The organism is Inquilinus sp. YAF38, from assembly GCF_052113205.1.
Lineage (GTDB): Bacteria > Pseudomonadota > Alphaproteobacteria > DSM-16000 > Inquilinaceae > Inquilinus.
Genome location: NZ_JBFRCU010000063.1, coordinates 1 through 16,566, shown reverse-complemented (window position 1 = coordinate 16,566; position 16,566 = coordinate 1). Strand labels below are relative to the sequence as shown.

Sequence of the window (16,566 nt, the reverse complement as noted above, 5' to 3'; positions counted from 1 at the left end):
GGAATGGAGAAGGATGTGATGGACGCCGTCGACCCCGTGCGGACTGCCGCGCCCGCCCCTACGGCCGGCGGCATCTCGGCGGTGATCTTCGATTGCGACGGGGTGCTGGTCGACAGCGAGTTCATCGCCTGCCGGGCGGTGGCGCAGCTGATCGCGCACTACGAGCCGCAGGCGCCGGTCGAGGAGCTGGTGGAGCAGTTGGTCGGCACGCCCGACCTGCACATCATCCGCCAGGTGGCGGCGCGCTTCGGCASGGTGTTCCCGGAGGATATCGGCCCCCGCATGGCGCAGGTGATCGACGACGCGCTGGCGCTCAGCCTCGACGCCATCCCCGGCGTACAGCCGGCGCTGGCCGGGTTAGGTTTGCCGATGGCGGTGGCCTCGAACAGCCATCTGGGCCGGGTCCGCCGCTCGCTCGAGATCGCCGGCCTGACGCAGCTGTTCGGCGGGCATGTCTACACGCCCGAAGCCGTGGCCCGGCCGAAGCCGGCGCCGGACCTGTATCTGCACGCGGCGGCGCAGCTGGGCGTCGAGCCCGGCCGCTGCCTGGTGATCGAGGACAGCGTCCCCGGCACCACCGCCGGCGTCGCCGCCGGCATGATGGTGATCGGCTTCCTGGGCGGCCGCCACATCCGTGACGGCCATGCCGACCGGCTGCGCGCCGCCGGCGCCCGGCTGATCTGTCCGCACATGGACGACCTGGCCGGGCTGGTGGCGGGGTTGCGGGGTAGCTAAGGCGCCGCCGGGTTCTTGCCGACGACCTTCTGCAGCTCGCGGTCGACCCGGACCTTGACGTCCTGCTCGACCCGGACGTTGAGGTTGATCTCGATCGGCTTGTCCGGCGCCTCGACCCGGATCACCGGCGAGCAGGCGCCGAGCAGCGCGGCAAGGCACAAGCCGGCGGCGCGGCATCGGTCGGTCATCGGGCCCCTTCCCTTCAGCATGGCGGCTCGGTGCGGCGCTTGAGCCGATCCGCATAATAGTCCCGGATGCGGTCGCCGATCCGCGCCAGCGCCAAGCTGCGCCGGGCGATGACGTAGAGCTCACCCGACAGGTTGACGTTGAGCGCGATCGGGAAGCCGCCATAGAGGTCGGGGTTGGAGCCGCGCACCGCCAGCTTCACATTGGCCTCGCCGTCGCTGCGGCCGTCCAGCGTCGCCCGCAGCGACTGGTACTGGAAGTTGCGCAGCGCCGCCATCAGCGTGTCCATACCCGGTTCGGCGGCGGCCGCCGCCTTGATCTCGTCCGGCGCCGTCGCGCCGCCGTAGCGGATCTCGCCCGGGCCGCGCGTCGTCAGCACGCCGTTCTCGACCACGATCGTGTCGCGGTCGAGGCGGAACGGGATGGTGCCGTCGACGATGCCGGTGGCCCGCACGTCGTCCAGTCCGGCCGCGGCCACCGCACGGGCCAGGTCCAGCCCCTCGATCTTCAGCACTGAAGGCCGGCGCCGGCCGGAGCCGCCCTCGACCCTGACCTTCGCCCCGGTCCAGTCCAGCGCCACCCGTCGCAGGTCGACGCCGCCGGCCTGGCTCCAGCCGAAGCGGGCGTCGACATCGGTCAGGGGCGGCATATCGCCGTCCAGGACGAACCGGCCAATCCGGACCCGCTGCCCGGCCGGCAGCCGCAGCGGCGCAAACTGGTCCAGCCGCAACTGAGCCGTCGCGTCCTCGGCCCGGCCCCAGGGCGTGCGGAAGGCGGCGTCGCGCAGCCGCAGATCCAGCGCCGTCTCCGCCGCGCTGCCCCAGGCGATTCGCCCGCTGCCCTCCAGCCGGCCGTCGACGCAGGCCAGCGGCAACCCGGCCAGCACCGGCACCACATCCTTCGGCTGCAGCCCGCGGCGGCGGAACCGCACCGGGTCCAGCACCAGGTCGAGGCCGCCATCGCCGGTCGTCAGGTCGTGCTGGCCGGTGCCGGCGGCGCGGGCCCGGCCCTCCGGGTCGGTCAGCTCGGCCTCCAGCGACAGGATGTCGGTGGCGGCGTCGAGCCGGCTGCGCAGCGCCGCCCTCATCGGCACCACCGGGTCGCCTGCGATYGCCAGCCGGGCGGCGGTCAGGCTGGCATCGAACGGAACGGCGGCGCCGGGGACGACCATGGCCTCGGCGTCGACATCCTCGACCGACAGCCCCGGCAACGCCAGCTTGCCGTCGGCCGCGGTCAGGCGGTAGCTGCCCTCGGGCTGCGTCGCCGGCGCGATGGCGAGGACCGGGGTGGTCGCGAGCAGCCGGGTCGCGCCGGCGCCGGCGCCGATCGACAGGTCCAGCGCCAGGGCCGGCACGGAGGCCCGCACCAGCGGCGGCCGGTCGCTGTCGAGATCGGTCTCCAGCAGCGGCCGGCCCTCGGCATCCGGGCACAGCTGCGCCGCTGCTGGCTCGGCCAGGCGCAGCCGCGGCGTGAAATCCTGCGCCGGCACGGTCAGCGACAGGCATGCGCCATGCACCGGCCGCACCGTCAGATGCTGGCCGACAGTATCGACCCGGACCGTGCCCTGGGCGGTGGCGTTGCCGCCCGCCTTGCCCGGCAGGCCGATCGCCGAGCTGCCCGACAGCGTCACCGTCCAGCCGCCATCGGTGGTCTCGCCCGACGCCGTCATCGGACCGGGGTCGATGGTCAGGCCGATCGCCTCGAACGGCTCGAGGTCCAGCACCGCCTTCGGCACCCGCACCTTGGCCTGGCCGGCATCGTTCAGCCCGAGCTCGGCGTCGACCGAGCCGGCGACGTCGTAACCGGCGACATTGCCCTTGGTGGCACCCGCCAGCCGGGTCCACCAGGTGTCGGCCTCGCGGCTGAACTCCAGGCGCTGCGGCCCACCGTCGCCGGGCAGCCAGTCGAGGTCGACCGCCAGCTTGCCGGAGGCGAAGCGGCCCGCCACCTTCCACGGCTGGCTGCCGGCCAGGGTCAGCGTGCCGCCGGACAGGTCGATGGCGGCACTGAGCTGCCCGGTCTGCAGCGCCACGCCGCTGCCGGCCTGGACACCGTCGGTCGAGACCCGGATGAAGCCATCGGCCAACAGCTGCGGCAGCTCGTCGAGGCTCGGCAGGCCGGGGGTCCGCAGGGTCAGCCAGGCGTTGAGATTGGCCTTGCCGGTCACGCCGCCCTCGAAGCCCAGGGCCGGCACCACCGCCGCCAGGTTGTTGGCGGCGACTTGCACCGCCACATCGGTGCCCTCGCCCTGCTTCGTCCCCTGCAGCTGCAGGCCGAAGGTGCCCTCGCCGGTGCCGATCTTGGCGCCGATGATCAGTTGCTGCAGCCGCTGCAGCGTGCCGTTGCCCTGCACGCCGAAGTCGCGGAACCGCGCCGTGCCCCGCACGACCTCGGCGACCGTCAGCGCGCCCTGAATCTCGCCGCTGGCATTGCGTTCGCCGCCATAGGCGATCCAGCCGCTGACTCCGTCCAACGACAGCTGGTCCGACCGGAAGCTGGCCCGCTCCAGCTGCACGCCGCCGAAGATCTGGCCCTCGGGCGTGTTGGTCAGGTCGAACTTTGCCTGGGCCGCGCCGCCGGCGCCGGCCGCACGCAGCTGGCCCTTCCACACCAGCCGGCCCTCCTCGTTCACCGCGCCTTCGGCCTCGACCGGGCTGCGGATCCGGCCCCAGGGGGTGTCGAGCACGATCGTGCTGTCGCTGATCGAGATGGTCCGGAACGGGATGGCGCCCAGCCCGCCACCGCCGCCTGCGCCCTCCAGCGCCTCCATCCGCGGCAGGTCCAGCGCGCCGGAGCGGTCGATGCCGAGGCGGATCGAGACGCCGGACAGCGCGATCGAGGACAAGTGGCCCTCGCGGATCAGGGTCCAGGGGTTGAAGCCGAGGGAGATGCGGTCGATCGTGATCCGCCCGTCCGCCACGGCGATGCCGCCGATCTCGGCCGAACCGAGGTCGACGCTGGACACGGTCAGCCGCTCCACCGGCACGCCTTTGGCCCGCAGCCGGGAGATCGCCTCCGCCTCGACCCAGCCGGGCAGCACGCCACGCGCTGCGATCGCGAGCCCGACGAGGGTCACGAGCAGGGCGGAGAGGCCGATCGTCCAGCGGCGACGGGGAAGAAAGCGCGCCATCCTGCCAGTCTAACCGAGCCGGAGCGCCAAAGCAGCGCGCGCGTTGAGGCGCCGGCGCGAACCCGGCTTACGCCCGCAACTCTTTCAGCATGTAGCTGGTGTCCTCCAGCACGCCCGTCGGCGAGCAGGCATGGCCGGGGACGATACCGAACAGGCGGAAGCCGAGGCTCTGATACAGCGCTTCGCCGCCATCGCCGCGGCGGGTGTCGAGCAGCAGCAGGGTCCGGCCGTGCCGGCGCGCCAGATCCTCCGCCGCCAGCATCAGCGCCCGGGCGATGCCGCGGCGCCGCGCGGCCGGATGCACCAGCAGCTTGGCGATCTCGGCCCGGTGAATGCCGTTGGCCGGCATGCCGAGCACCAGTTGCACCGTGCCGACCGTACGCCCGTCCAGCCGCGCCACGATCAGCCGCCGGGCGCCGCTGCGGAAGGCAGGCTCCAGCCCCAGCCAGAACTCCCGCGCTGCCGCAACCGTGAAGGGCAGCACGAAGCCGACGCTGGCGCCGTCCAGCACGCAGCCCTGCAACACCTCGGCGAGGTCGTCGAGATGCCCGGCGAGGCCGTCGGGCGCGACCTCCGACAGAGAGACGGAAGACAGGGCGGCGGTGTCGGGCATGGCGGCGCTCAGAGATCATTTGGAAATGCGCTGGCGGGAGTCGGCTGGCGGTGGTGTCGAGAACCGGCGCGCAGCGGACGTTTGGGTCCGTGAGCACCGGAAGCGGAGAAACCGCCGTCAGACGGCCGCGCCAGTAGCGTTTCCAAGCGGTCTCTCATGGCTTGCACAGGGCGATGACATAGTGGGCCGGCTGCGGGCCGGGGCAGTGGAAGCGGGTCGGCCCGAACAGGCGGTAGCGCAGGCAGTCGCCCGGGCCTAGCCGGTGGACGACGTCGTCGACCATCAGGTCCAGCACCCCGTCCAGCATCCAGACATGTTGCTCGAGGCCGTGAATCGGCGGCGTGTCGTAGCTGACCACGGCGCCTACCGGCAGCGTGCCCTCGACCAGCTCGCCGCGGAAGCCGGTGGCGGGCGGCGAGACGCTGCGGCGGCGGAAGCCGGTTTCGGGATCGGTCCAGCCAGGCTGCTCTTCCCGGCGCAGCAGCTGCGGCGGGTCGGTCTCGACCTCGGCGATCAGGCCGGACATGGTGCGGCCGTAGGCGGTGCAGAGCCGACCAAGCAGCGAGGCGGTCGGACTGGTCTCGCCGCGCTCCAGCCGCGACAGCGTCGCCCGGCTGACGCCACTGCGCTCGGCCAGGGCGTCCAGCGACCACCCCTGCTCCGCCCGCAGCGCCGCCAGGCGCGCGGCCAGCCGGGCGTCCACCGGCTCCAGTTCGTTGGCGAGATCATTTCTCATGATCGGGAAACTATCCCGATCATGAGAAATCAGCAAGCGCCGTTAGGGCGCTGGCGGCGGTGCGAAGCGCGGGTCGCGCGGCGCGTCGCCCGGGAACGGCCGGGGCGAGCCGGCGACGACCTCGTTCGCCGGGTCGTCCAGCGTGAACAGCGCCACGCCGATGACGCCGATGTTGCGCGGGTCGCCCTGCGGCGTGTTCGCGGCGTAGGCGTCGTCCGGCGCGGCGAAGCGGAAGGCCGCGACCTCGTCCTCGCTCTTGCGGAAGCCCTCGATCACCAGCATCTCGCCCGGGCGCACCACATAGCCGCGGTTGGCGATGGTGCCCGGGCGGCCGTTCAGGACGTCAAGGCCGTCGACCGTGGCCACCACCTCAACCGTCCGGCGGCTCCGGTTGCCGAAGGCCAGCCGGTAGAGGTCGCCAGACCGGCCCTGGAGGCGCAGGTCGCCGCCGCTGGTCGGCGTCAGCCGCAACGGCGTGCCCCTGGCGCCGAGCACCGAGAATTCAACGGTGCCGTCCGCAACTGGCAGGCTGCGGATCGCGCTGACCGGCCCCATCGCGGCGCTGCGGCGGCCGTCATAGCGGATCGTCACCTGTGTCTCCGGCCGGTCCGGCCAGAAGCGGGCGAGACTGACGAAGCGGACCGACGACCGGATATCCTCGCCCCAGCGCGTGCCGAGTTGCTCCTGCTCCGCGATCTGCGGCCGCGGCGCCACGGGCTCGCTCTGTTGTGACATCAAGCGATTTACGCCGTAGCCCGGCTCCGCCGCCTGGCTCACCACCATCTCCTGCACCGGCGGCCGCGACGACACGCAGGCGGCCAGGGCCAGCATCAGCCCCGCCAGCAGGATCTTCGACAGAATGCGCATGATCTCTCCCCCGAGACGCCCAGCGCCGCATCATCGGTCCCGCTCTGCGGCGAAGCCGTGGCCGGGCGGAGGTGAATCGGAGGCCGAGCAATCCCGGTACAATGGCGGGCCGGCCTCCCTGCTACGGATCGGCGACAGGCTTTCGCCCCTCAGCCGGAGACGACCATGCCGCTTCGCCGCGCCCTGCCCCTCCTCGCCCTCCTCGCCTCCCCCGCCGCCATGGCCGCGGACGTGCCGCCCGATTGCGGCACGCCGGCCGCGATGAACGACGGCTGGGCCGTCGCCGCCCCGGCCGATGAAGGCTTCGACCCGGCGACGCTCTGCGCCGTCGGCCCGGCGCTCGACCGGCCCGAGGCGAACGCCCATGCCGTGCTGGTCGTGCGGCACGGCCGGCTGGTCTATGAACGCTACTTCGCCGGCGAGGACCAGCGCTGGGGCCAGCCGCTGGGCACCATCCCGCACGATGCCGAGACCAAGCATGACCTGCGCTCGATCACCAAGAGCGTGACCTCGCTGCTGGTCGGCATCGCCGTCGACTATGGCTGGATCAAGGACATCGATGCGCCGGTGCTGTCGCTGCTGCCGCAATACGCCGATCTGCGCTCGCCCGAGACCGACCGCATCACCCTGCGCCACCTGCTGACCATGTCGAGCGGCTTAGCCTGGAGCGAAGACCTGCCCTACAGCGACCCGCGCAACAGCGAGCGGCTGATGTCGGACGCGCCGGACCCGTACCGCTACGTGCTGGAGCAGCCCTTCGCTACGGCGCCGGGCGAGCGCTGGAATTACAGCGGCGGGGCGACGGCGCTGTTATCGGCCGTACTGAAGCAGGTGTCGGGCCGGCCGCTCGACGTGCTGGCGCAGGAGGTGCTGTTCGCGCCGCTCGGCATCACCGATGTCGAATGGGTGCACTACCCGAATGGCGACCCGATCGCCGCCTCCGGCCTGCGGCTGCGGCCGCGCGACATTGCCAAGCTTGGGCGGCTGGTGCTCGACCACGGCGCCTGGCAGGGCAAGCAGATCGTCTCGGCCGGGTGGATCGAGCAATCCACGACGAAGCAGATCGCCGCCGAGGACGAGATCGACTACGGCTTCCAATGGTGGCTCGGCCATTCTCAGATCGACGGCCGGGAGATCCGCTGGAGCGCGGGCGTCGGCTGGGGCGGGCAACGGCTGTTCCTGGTGCCGGACCGGGACCTGCTGGTGGTGGTCACCGCCGGGCTCTACGACCAACCCGACCTGCAGGATCAGCTCGGTCGGACCGTGCTGGACCGCTTTGTCCTGCCGGCGGTGGCACAGCCTTAGGGCGCTGCCTGCCGGCGGTAGAAGACGGCCGCGTCGGCGGTGAAGGCCGTGCGCGCGGAAGCATCGAAATAGAACATGTGCCCACCCTTGTAGAGGTTCAGCGCAACACGCGGCTCCGGCCCGAGCCACGGCAGATGGTCGATCAGATACCGGGTCACGGAATAGGGCGTGACCAAGTCGCTGCGGCCGTGGGCCACCAGCACGTCGAGATCGCGGTTGAGCGCCAGCACCTCCCGCAGGTCGCGCTCGATGCTGGCCTGGCCGATGCTGCGGGCGTCCCACCGCCATTTCGGCGCGATGTCGCGGTTGAGCAGGGTGAAGGTCAGCGTGGTCCGGAAGCCGAGCTCGTCCGCGGCGAAGCCGACAAACAGGCCACCAAGAGCCTGGGTGAATCCGTCGAGTACCGGGTCCGGCCTGTTGCTCGACAGGTTCGCCGGAGAAGGGTTGGGCGCAAGAAAGGCGGCATCGTAGGGGCTGGTTGTCTCCCCATCCCCGCCGCCATGGCTGAGATAGGCGTCGCCGATGAAGCCATGCTGGCGGGCCACCACATCGCGTGGCAGCCCGGTGAGGCCGGCCACGCGGGCGTAAAAGGCGGCGGCCGCCTCTCCCTGGGGCGGACGGCCGGCCAAGGTCGTCAGGTAGTCGGTCAGGGCGAAGCGCTCGGCCGCGGCGAGAGCGTCCAGGGTGAAGGCGCTGCGGCGGTCGAGCTCAGCGGCGGCGAGCGAGGGCAGTTCCAACGCGGCCGCTAGCGCGAGACGATCGGTCCCGAACATCAGACGGCCGTCCGTGAACGGCGAGACCATGACGATGCCGTTGACCAGGACGCCCTGCTCGCGCTGCAGGGCTCGCGCCACCTTCGCGCTGCGGTAGCCGCCATAGCTTTCCCCCAGGAGGAATTTCGGCGAACCGCTGCGGCGATTCTGCGCCAGATAGAGCGCGACGACCTTCGCCAGGCTCTGGGCGTCGGCGCCCTCGCCCCAGAAATCATCCGCCTTGTCGGGCTTGGCGGCCCGGCTCCAGCCGGCGCCGACTGGATCGATGAAGATCAGATCGGTGAAGGCCAGCCAAGTGTCGGGATTGTCCTGCAACCGCGCCCGGGATGGGTCCCGCATGAAGTCGGACGAGACCGCCCGCGGCCCTGCCAGGCCGAGTTGCAGATAGGCCGAGGCCGCGCCGGGCCCGCCATTGAACGCGAAGGTGAGCGGCCGGGTCTCCGCCGCGGGATCGTCGAGGACATAGGCGGTATAGAAGATCGCGGCCGACTGGTCTCCGTCGCGATCGAACAGGGGCATGGTTCCGGCGGTGGCCGTGTAGGCCAGTGTCTGGCCGCCGAGCGTGAGCATGTGGTGGGTGACAGCATCGGCCGGCAGCAGCGCGAGAGGTCCGCCGGACGGGGCGGCCCTGCCGGGATCGCCGGGCTGCTGTGCCGCGGTCGGCGCGACTAGCAGCAGGACGACCAGCCCGGCGAGGAACGATCGGAACGAAATCCGGCGCAGCATGATCCCCCGTCCGGCTAGACATTCATCCGACCTTACCATCCTCAATATCCCGATGAAATTCCACGCGATCCCTGTTATAAATACATGAGCGGAATAAAATAATTGGGCGTTTCTTGTTCTCTGCCATTGCGATTGTGCAGATCCGATGTCCGCGCGTCTCCTGCTTGCCGCCGCCCTGCTCCTGATCTCGGGATGCGATCGGGCGCCCTCCCCAAGCTCCACGATGCCCGAAGCGGCGTCCAGCGGAACGGCTAGCGAGGTCGCCCGGCTGCAGGCGGCGCTGACGCGCGACGTGCCCGGCCGGATCATGGACACACCCGAGGACGAACGGCGCTGGGCAGCTCTGGCGCAGGCCGAGATCAAGGCCCGTGGCCACGCCATCCGCCGCCCGCAGCTGGTCGTGGTGGTGGACCGCAACCCCGCCGTCCAGCAGATGCGGATCCTGCTGGCACAGCCCTCCGGCGGCTGGCAGAGCATCGGCGGCGTCAAGGTCTCGACCGGGCAGGAAGGCCGGAACGGCTATTTCATCACCCCGACCGGCGTGTTCCTGCACACCGACGAGATCCTAGACTGGCGCGCCGAAGGCACCTTCAACGCCAACGGCATCCGCGGCCTCGGCGTCCAGGGCATGCGGGTGTGGGATTTCGGCTGGCAGACCGCCGAGCGGGGCTGGGAGGCTGAGGGGCGGGAATCGACCATCCGGCTGCTGGTGCATGCCACCGACCCGGACGTGCTCGAGCAGCGCCTCGGCCGGCCGGCCTCGAAGGGCTGCATCCGCGTCCCGGGCCCGATGAACGTCTTCCTGGACCGCAACGGCATCCTCGACGTCGATTACGAGGCGGCGGCGAAGTCCGATCCCCGTTACGACGCCGTGCTGCGCACCGACCGCACCCCGACGCCGCTGGCCGGCAACATGCTGGTGATCCTGGATTCCGCCACCGGCTCCGGCGCGATGACGCAGGCCCGGTAGCGGCCTACTCCGTCTGTATCCCGCGCTCGCGCAGCATCGTCACCAGGGCGTCGCGCTGCGGCAGGTAGTCGTCGCGCAGCAGCCCCAGCAGATGGGCGTCGAGGAACTGACCGCCCTTGCGCACATGCTGGCGCAGCAGCCCTTCCTCCCGGAAGCCGAAGCGCCTGTGCATCCGCACCACGCCCGGATTGCTGGTCAGCACCTCGCAGCACAGCTTGTTCAGCTTCAGCTCGAGGAAGACGTGATCCAGCACCTTGAGCTCGACCCAGCTGCCGATGCCCTTGCCGCGCAGGTCGCTGGCACCGAGGTAGAAGGCCCAGGAACACTTGCTGTTCTGCGGATCGATGTCGACCAGGTTGGCCAAGCCGATCGGCTCGTTGTCGTCCTGGATGATCCAGTAGACCCGGCGCGGATCGGCCAGGATGCGGGCGAACCAGGCATCATGCTCCGGCCGCGTGATCTCATGGTCGCTGTACTGGTGAACCGCGACATGCGGCAGGTTCCGCCAGGTGAACAGCCGGTCGGAATCCCCAGGCTCCACCCGCCTCAGGCTCAGCATCTCCGTGGTCCCCCGATCGTCGTTTTCCGTGCTGTGATAGGCTGGGCCAGCCATGGGTGCCAAGCACCGGCCCTGCCTTGTCTCCACACCGGCTCTCCCACACCGTCATTGCGAGCGCAGCGAAGCAATCCAGGGGCGGCTCGCACCGGCCCCTGGATTGCTTCGTCGGCTTCGCCTTCTCGCAATGGCGAGATGGAGGAAAGTTCGGCATACGAGCAGTCGCTCAGGCCGCCAAAGCCCGCCGGCGCTCCTCCACCACCTGCTCGGCGATGCGGCCCATCAACTCCTGCAGATGGTCGAAGCGGGCGGTGAAACTGCCGACGCCGAGGGTGACCGAGCGCAGCTCGACCGCCAGCCCGTGCATCTCCGACTCCGGCAGCTGGCAGTCGATCAGGTCCCAGCCGGTCCAGCCCTCGCGCGCGGTCATGCCGAGGATCTGGCCGCGCCGGCTGGAGACGATGGCATGCACCTTGGCGGTGTATTCCGCCGGCACCGCGATCGTCACCGCCTGGATCGGCTCCAGCAGCACCGGGTCGCAATTCGCCAGGCCCTCGGCCATCGCCATCTGCGCCACGGTGCGGAAGGCCTGGTCGGAGCTGTCGACCGCATGGTGCTGGCCATCGGTCAGGGCCACGGCGACGTCGACCACGGGGAAGCCCAGCGGGCCGCGGTTCATCGCCTCGCGTGACCCCGCCTCCACCGCCGGGATATAGTTCTTCGGCACCGCGCCGCCGACCACCTTGTTCTCGAACACGAAGCCGGTGCCGCGCGGCATCGGCCGGATCTCGACCTGGATGTCGGCGAACTGGCCGTGGCCGCCGGTCTGGCGCTTGAAACGGGAATGCTGCCTGGTCGGCCGCCGGATCGTCTCGCGATAGGCGGTGCGGGTCGGCACCGTGGTCACCGAAACGTTGAACCGGCTCTTCAACCGCTCGACTGCGATCTGCAGCTGGATATCGCCCTGCCCGGCCAGCGTCAGCTCGCCGGTCGCGTCGATGTGATGCACCGACAGCGCCGTGTCCTCCTCGCACAGCTTGGCCAGCGAGGTGGTCAGCTTGACATCGTCCTTGCGGTCCGACAGCGACAGCGCCACGGCGTGCACCGGCTCCGCCGGCTTCGGCCAGTTCCAGGTCGCCTCGGCGGTGCCGTCGGCGCGCAGCGTCTGGCCGGTGGTGAGGTCGTCGAGCCGGGCGATGCCGACGATCTCGCCCGCCCAGGCCTCGGCCAGCTTCTGGTTCTCGCCGCCCTTCAGCCGGTACACGCCGGAGATGCGGCGGCTGCCGAGATTGCTGTTGTCGGACAGCCGGCCGCTCCACAGCCGCGCCAGGCTGAGCTTGCCGGTGTGCGGCTGGTGCAGGGTCTTGAACACGGTGGCGGCGAAGCCGCCATGGGCGTCGTAGCCGAGCCGGTTGGCCGCCACCTCATGCGACGGGGCCTCGTGGCGCAGCGCCTTCCACAGCCGGGTGACGCCGTTGCCGTGCTCGGCCGAGCCGAAGAACACCGGCACGATCAGGTCCTGCTGCAGGTCGCGGGTGAGCTGGCTGTAGATCTCCTTCGGCGCCGGGATCTTGTCCTCGAGCAGCTGCTCCAGCAGCGCATCGTCGAAATCGGCCAGGGATTCAAGCATGGTCTGGCGCGCCTCGTCCTGGCGCGGCTTGATGTCGCCCGGCGCCTCGATCAGGTCGGAGGACTGGTTCTCGCGCCATTTATAGGCACGGCCGCTGACCAGGTCGACATAGCCGGAGACGCTGTCGCCGTCACGGATCGGAACTTCGCGCAGCAACAGAGGACGGGCCGAGACCTGCTGCAAGGCGGCCAGCAGGTCGCGCATGCGGATGCCGGACCGGTCCATCTTGTTGATGAACAGGATGTGCGGGATCTCGTGCTCGTCCAGGAAGCGCAGCAGCGGCGCCAGGATCACGGCGCGGTCCGGGTCGGCCTCGGCCACCACCACGGCGATGTCAGTGACCATCAGCGCGGCCATCGCGTCCTGCGCCAGCTCGACCGAGCCGGAGCAGTCGATCAGGGTCCAGTCCTCGTCGAGATAGCGGCAGGAGGCCAGGTTCGGCTCGATCGTCATCTGCCGGGCGCGGGATTCGGGCGAGGCATCGCCCACGGTGTTGCCCTGGGCCACGCTGCCCTTGCGCGGGATCGCGCCGGCGCTGTGCAGCAGCGCCTCCATCAGCGTGGTCTTGCCGCTCGAATACGGCCCGACCAGGGCCGCGCTACGGAATCTGGGGGCAGGGCGTTCCTGCGGCATGCGCATCCTCCCTTGTGCACGGGACCGCCATGCCGACCGGGACGATGCCCGATCACGCGGGCCCTTTTGGAGGATCAGCATGACACTTCCGCGACGATCGGCACAATCCCGATCTGAGGGATCGACCCGCTATCGCTGGCGGGCCAGATCGGTCTTCGAAAAATCGTCTCCCTTGTACAGCAACGGCACGCCATGGGACTTCGCCGCCGCATAGGCAAAGCAGTCGCCCATATTGAGCGCGGCTGGGTGGCGCCCTTTCCCGAGACGATCGAATGCGGTCAGGGCAATGTCCATTTCAGCTTCACCGATCGGCACGATCCGGATATCGCCCGCCGACAGGAAGCGTGCGATGACATCCCGAGCTTCGGGCACGCTGTAGGAGCGGATGCGGCACAGGGCCGTGACCGTTTCATAGACAGCGATTGCCGAAGTCATCCGGTTGCCGGCGGCAGCAAGATCGTCGGCAAGCTGGACAGCTCCGGCCTCGCCGACCAGCATGGCTATCATCGCCGAGGCGTCGACGAACATCAGACGTCGCCACTGAGCTCATCAAAGAAGCGCTTGTCTGCAACCAGACCAGTCGCCGGACGGGACAAAACCTCATCGCGCAGTTTGGCGATGCGTTCCTGCAACGGAACCGCCTCATCCTCCCGGCGCAACTCATTGCGGACCGCCAGCTTCACCGCCTCGGTCAGGCCGATCTGCCGGCGCCGCGCGAGTTCGCGCACCAATTCGTCGGCTTCCACGTCACGAATATGAAAGGGCATCACAGACCTCCTGCTATCCAGATAGATAATCTTAGATATCCATCTAGACAACGGCAGGCGTCAGGCGATCGACCCCGGCGCGAAGGTCGGGACCACCGTGACCGGGCGGCCCGGCAGGTCCAGGGCGGTGACCCGCTCCGGCGTCCGGGCGATCAGCCGGCCTGCGCGCAGCACCAGCAGGCGGGTCGCCTTCAGCCGCACGGCCTCGAACGGGTCGGCGGCCTGCAGCAGCACCAGATCGGCCCGGCAGCCGGGCGCCAGGCCGTAGCCATCGAGCTCCAGGATCTTCGCCGCCTCGGTGGTCACCGCGGCGAAGCAGCGGTTGATGGCGTCGAGCGACGTCATCTGCCCGACATGCACCGCCATATGCGCCACCTCCAGCATATCGGCCGAGCCCATCGAGTACCAGGGATCCATGACGCAGTCCTGGCCGAGGGCGACGGTGATGCCGGCGGCCATCAGCTCTGGCACCCGGGTCATGCCGCGGCGCTTGGGGTAGCTGTCGTGCCGGCCCTGCAGGGTGATGTTGATCAGCGGGTTGGCGATCGCCGCCACCCCGGCCTCGCGCATCAGCGGGATCAGCTTCGAGACGTAGTAATTGTCCATCGAATGCATCGAGGTCAGGTGCGATCCCGTTACCCGGCCGCCGAGGCCGAGGCGATGGGTCTCCGCCGCCAGCGTCTCGATATGGCGGGACTGCGGATCGTCGCTCTCGTCGCAATGCAGGTCGACCGGCAGCCCCCGCTCCGCCGCGATCTCGCACAGCCGCCGCACCGAGGCGGCGCCGTCGGCCATGGTCCGTTCGAAATGCGGGATGCCACCGACCACGTCGACGCCGAGGTCGAGCGCGCGCAGCAGGTTCTTCTCCGCAGTGGCGGAGCGGAACAGCCCGTCCTGCGGGAAGGCGACCAGCTGCAGGTCGAGATAGGGTGCGACCCGGCGCTTGACCTCCAACAGAGCCTCGACCGCCAGCAGCCGGTCGTCGCAGACATCGACATGGCTGCGGATCGCCAGCAACCCCTGCGCCACCGCCAGGTCGCAATAGGCCAGCGCCCGGGCGATCACCGCGTCCTGCGTCAGCTGCGGCTTCAGCTCGCCCCACAGCGCGATGCCCTCGAGCAGCGTGCCGGAGCGGTTCAGCCGCGGCAGGCCGAGCGACAGCGTGGCGTCGAGATGGAAATGGGAGTCAACGAAGGGCGGCGTCACCAGCCGGCCGCCGGCGTCGATCTCGTCGTCCGCCTGCGCCGCCAGGCGCGGCTCGACCGCGACGATGCGGCCGTCCTTGACGCCGATGTCGATGCCGGTGCGGCCGTCCGGCAGGTTGGCGTTGCGCAGGACGAGATCCATGGCGGGGCTGGCCTTCGGGAATTTCAGTGAGAGATCGGCGCCGCCGACGATAGCATGCGGCCAGTGCATGGAAAGACGGGAGAGCGCCCATGTTCCACACGACATGGGGCGAGATCCGCCGGGCCCGGCCCGACGAGGCGGAGGCGATCCGGACCCTGGTCCGGCGCGCCTATGCGAAATGGATCATCAGCGTCGGCATCGAGCCGAAGCCGATGCGGGCCGACTATGTCCGCGCTTTGGCCGAGCATGAGATCTGGGCGATCGACGGCATCCATGGCTGCATCGCCCTGATCGAGCTGAAGCCCGAGCCCGACCACCTGCTGATCGTCAATGTCGCGGTCGATCCCGGCCATCAGGGCCGCGGCCTCGGCGGCCGGCTGCTGGACTTCGCCGAACGCGAGGCGCGGCGCCGCAGCATCACCGAGCTGCGGCTCTACACCAACATCCGGATGTCGGAGAACCGCGCCCTCTATGCCGCCCGCGGCTACAGCGAGACGCATCAGGAGCAGCGGGGCGAGTACACCATCGTGCACATGGCGAAGCCCGTCCCCGCAGCCTGATGCTCCCGCGACCTACAGCACGAAATCGGCGGCGACGAGGCCGATCGCACCGGTCAGGTTGATCTGGAAATCGGCGACCTTGTCGCCGTTGACATCGCCGGTGATGGTGGTGACGCCGCCGGCGACGGAGTAGTGCAACTGCCCCGCCACGCCGGTGAAGGCGGCCGTGCCGATGAAGCCGAAGGCCTGGTCGCCCGCGACACCGCTGCTGGCGTCGATGCCCGACAGGTCGATGCGATCGCCCTGGGCGTGGCTGAAGTCGCCGATGACGTCGGCATTGGCCCCGACCGCGCTGTCGCCGAGGGCGGTGTAGACGAAGCGATCCGCTCCGGCGCCGCCGGCGAGCGTATCCTTGCCGCCGGCCCCGGTGAGGACATCGTTGCCGCCCCAGCCCTGCAGCGTATTCGCGCCGGCACTGCCGGTGAGGGTGTCGCTGCCCAGATTGCTGCCGGAGAGGGTCTCGATCCCGGTCAGGGTATCGCCCTGTGCCTCGCCGCCGATGCCGGTCCCGGCGGCGAGGCTGACCGTGACGCCGGCTGCGCTGTCGTAGTAGCTGGCGGTGTCGATGCCGGCGCCGCCGTCCAGCGCGTCGGCCCCTGCCCCGCCGCGGAGCACGTCGTCGCCGTTCCAGCCCTGCAGCGCATTGGCGCCGGCATTTCCAACCAGGCTGTCGCCGCCCTGGCTGCCGTTGACGTTCTCGATCCCGATCAGGGTGTCACCCTGGGCGTCGCCGCCGMCRCCGGTGCCGGCGGYGAGGCTGACCGTGACCCCGACCGCGCCGTCGTAGTAGCTGGCCGTGTCGGTGCCGGCGCCGCCGTCCATCACGTCGGCCCCCGCCCCGCCGCGGAGCACGTCGTTGCCGTTCCAGCCCTGCAGCGTGTTGGCCCCGGCATCCCCGGTGAGGCTGTCATTGCCCTGGCTGCCGGAGAGGTTCTCGATTTCGGTCAGGGTGTCGCCCTGGGCGTCGCCGCCGAGGCCGGTGCCGGTGACCAGGCTGACCGTGACCCCGACCGCGCCGTCGTAGTAGCTGGC

Annotated in this window: 16 protein-coding genes; 4 read left to right on the top strand and 12 right to left on the bottom strand. The window is 70.3% G+C overall.

Annotated features, from left to right (window positions below; all coding sequences use genetic code 11):
• Window positions 1-18 precede the first annotated feature (18 nt).
• Complete coding sequence (locus AB4Z01_RS24380; protein WP_441698406.1) at window positions 19-735, top strand: HAD family hydrolase; 717 nt, start codon at window positions 19-21, stop codon at window positions 733-735.
• Here the strand turns inward: AB4Z01_RS24380 and AB4Z01_RS24375 are convergent.
• The 5 genes from AB4Z01_RS24375 to AB4Z01_RS24355 form a co-directional block, all read right to left on the bottom strand.
• Window positions 732-923, bottom strand: a complete 192-nt coding sequence (locus AB4Z01_RS24375) for a YnbE family lipoprotein (protein ID WP_441698404.1) — start codon at window positions 921-923, stop codon at window positions 732-734. The genes AB4Z01_RS24380 and AB4Z01_RS24375 overlap by 4 nt on opposite strands.
• Before the next feature lie 14 nt (window positions 924-937).
• Window positions 938-4,051 (bottom strand): intermembrane phospholipid transport protein YdbH family protein, encoded by a 3,114-nt coding sequence (locus tag AB4Z01_RS24370; protein WP_441698402.1) that lies wholly within the window; start codon window positions 4,049-4,051, stop codon window positions 938-940.
• A 67-nt stretch (window positions 4,052-4,118) separates the two neighbouring features.
• A complete protein-coding gene (locus tag AB4Z01_RS24365) occupies window positions 4,119-4,664 on the bottom strand; it encodes a GNAT family N-acetyltransferase (protein WP_441698400.1) in 546 nt (181 codons plus the stop codon).
• 154 nt (window positions 4,665-4,818) lie between these two features.
• On the bottom strand, window positions 4,819-5,400 hold the full coding sequence (locus AB4Z01_RS24360) for a helix-turn-helix domain-containing protein (protein ID WP_441698398.1): 582 nt from the start codon (window positions 5,398-5,400) through the stop codon (window positions 4,819-4,821).
• Between the two features lie 42 nt (window positions 5,401-5,442).
• A complete protein-coding gene (locus AB4Z01_RS24355) occupies window positions 5,443-6,267 on the bottom strand; it encodes a hypothetical protein (RefSeq protein WP_441698396.1) in 825 nt (274 codons plus the stop codon).
• 165 nt (window positions 6,268-6,432) lie between these two features.
• Here AB4Z01_RS24355 and AB4Z01_RS24350 point away from each other — a divergent pair, with 165 nt between their 5' ends.
• A complete protein-coding gene (locus AB4Z01_RS24350; protein ID WP_441698394.1) occupies window positions 6,433-7,572 on the top strand; it encodes a serine hydrolase domain-containing protein in 1,140 nt (379 codons plus the stop codon).
• Here the strand turns inward: AB4Z01_RS24350 and AB4Z01_RS24345 are convergent.
• Window positions 7,569-9,110, bottom strand: a complete 1,542-nt coding sequence (locus AB4Z01_RS24345) for a S10 family peptidase (RefSeq protein ID WP_441698392.1) — start codon at window positions 9,108-9,110, stop codon at window positions 7,569-7,571. The genes AB4Z01_RS24350 and AB4Z01_RS24345 overlap by 4 nt on opposite strands.
• 184 nt (window positions 9,111-9,294) lie before the next feature.
• On the opposite strand from AB4Z01_RS24345, the gene AB4Z01_RS24340 reads away from it, so the two are divergent.
• The gene (locus AB4Z01_RS24340; protein WP_441698390.1) at window positions 9,295-10,041 is read left to right on the top strand and encodes a hypothetical protein; all 747 of its coding nucleotides are present in this window, start codon (window positions 9,295-9,297) and stop codon (window positions 10,039-10,041) included.
• 4 nt (window positions 10,042-10,045) lie between these two features.
• Here the strand turns inward: AB4Z01_RS24340 and pseH are convergent, their stop codons facing one another.
• From pseH to AB4Z01_RS24315, 5 genes are all read right to left on the bottom strand, one after another.
• Window positions 10,046-10,600, bottom strand: coding sequence for a UDP-4-amino-4,6-dideoxy-N-acetyl-beta-L-altrosamine N-acetyltransferase (gene pseH, locus AB4Z01_RS24335; protein ID WP_441698388.1), 555 nt, complete (start codon window positions 10,598-10,600; stop codon window positions 10,046-10,048).
• 223 nt (window positions 10,601-10,823) lie between these two features.
• Window positions 10,824-12,860, bottom strand: coding sequence for an elongation factor G (locus AB4Z01_RS24330; RefSeq protein WP_441698386.1), 2,037 nt, complete (start codon window positions 12,858-12,860; stop codon window positions 10,824-10,826).
• A gap of 129 nt (window positions 12,861-12,989) precedes the next feature.
• Entirely contained in the window at window positions 12,990-13,388 is a 399-nt protein-coding gene (locus AB4Z01_RS24325; RefSeq protein ID WP_441698384.1) for a type II toxin-antitoxin system VapC family toxin, read from the bottom strand.
• Window positions 13,388-13,627, bottom strand: coding sequence for a type II toxin-antitoxin system VapB family antitoxin (locus AB4Z01_RS24320; protein ID WP_441698382.1), 240 nt, complete (start codon window positions 13,625-13,627; stop codon window positions 13,388-13,390). Before AB4Z01_RS24320 ends, AB4Z01_RS24325 begins: the two co-directional genes overlap by 1 nt.
• Window positions 13,628-13,687: 60 nt before the next feature.
• Window positions 13,688-14,974, bottom strand: coding sequence for an amidohydrolase family protein (locus AB4Z01_RS24315; RefSeq protein WP_441698380.1), 1,287 nt, complete (start codon window positions 14,972-14,974; stop codon window positions 13,688-13,690).
• 89 nt (window positions 14,975-15,063) lie between these two features.
• On the opposite strand from AB4Z01_RS24315, the gene AB4Z01_RS24310 reads away from it, so the two are divergent.
• Window positions 15,064-15,534, top strand: a complete 471-nt coding sequence (locus AB4Z01_RS24310) for a GNAT family N-acetyltransferase (RefSeq protein ID WP_441698378.1) — start codon at window positions 15,064-15,066, stop codon at window positions 15,532-15,534.
• Window positions 15,535-15,546: 12 nt separating this feature from the next.
• On the opposite strand, the gene AB4Z01_RS24305 is transcribed toward AB4Z01_RS24310, so the two are convergent.
• The coding region (locus AB4Z01_RS24305) for a calcium-binding protein (RefSeq protein WP_441698376.1) at window positions 15,547-16,566 on the bottom strand (1,020 nt) is incomplete at its 5' end.

Bases quoted from the DNA above. Each gene is read 5' to 3' on its own strand.
- AB4Z01_RS24375 (WP_441698404.1), bottom strand. From the start codon at position 923: ATGACCGACCGATGCCGCGCCGCCGGCTTGTGCCTTGCCGCGCTGCTC.
- AB4Z01_RS24365 (WP_441698400.1), bottom strand. From the start codon at position 4,664: ATGCCCGACACCGCCGCCCTGTCTTCCGTCTCTCTGTCGGAGGTCGCG.
- AB4Z01_RS24360 (WP_441698398.1), bottom strand. From the start codon at position 5,400: ATGAGAAATGATCTCGCCAACGAACTGGAGCCGGTGGACGCCCGGCTG.
- AB4Z01_RS24355 (WP_441698396.1), bottom strand. From the start codon at position 6,267: ATGCGCATTCTGTCGAAGATCCTGCTGGCGGGGCTGATGCTGGCCCTG.
- AB4Z01_RS24350 (WP_441698394.1), top strand. From the start codon at position 6,433: ATGCCGCTTCGCCGCGCCCTGCCCCTCCTCGCCCTCCTCGCCTCCCCC.
- AB4Z01_RS24345 (WP_441698392.1), bottom strand. From the start codon at position 9,110: ATGGTAAGGTCGGATGAATGTCTAGCCGGACGGGGGATCATGCTGCGC.
- AB4Z01_RS24340 (WP_441698390.1), top strand. From the start codon at position 9,295: ATGCCCGAAGCGGCGTCCAGCGGAACGGCTAGCGAGGTCGCCCGGCTG.
- pseH (WP_441698388.1), bottom strand. From the start codon at position 10,600: ATGCTGAGCCTGAGGCGGGTGGAGCCTGGGGATTCCGACCGGCTGTTC.
- AB4Z01_RS24330 (WP_441698386.1), bottom strand. From the start codon at position 12,860: ATGCCGCAGGAACGCCCTGCCCCCAGATTCCGTAGCGCGGCCCTGGTC.
- AB4Z01_RS24325 (WP_441698384.1), bottom strand. From the start codon at position 13,388: ATGTTCGTCGACGCCTCGGCGATGATAGCCATGCTGGTCGGCGAGGCC.
- AB4Z01_RS24320 (WP_441698382.1), bottom strand. From the start codon at position 13,627: ATGCCCTTTCATATTCGTGACGTGGAAGCCGACGAATTGGTGCGCGAA.
- AB4Z01_RS24315 (WP_441698380.1), bottom strand. From the start codon at position 14,974: ATGGATCTCGTCCTGCGCAACGCCAACCTGCCGGACGGCCGCACCGGC.
- AB4Z01_RS24310 (WP_441698378.1), top strand. From the start codon at position 15,064: ATGTTCCACACGACATGGGGCGAGATCCGCCGGGCCCGGCCCGACGAG.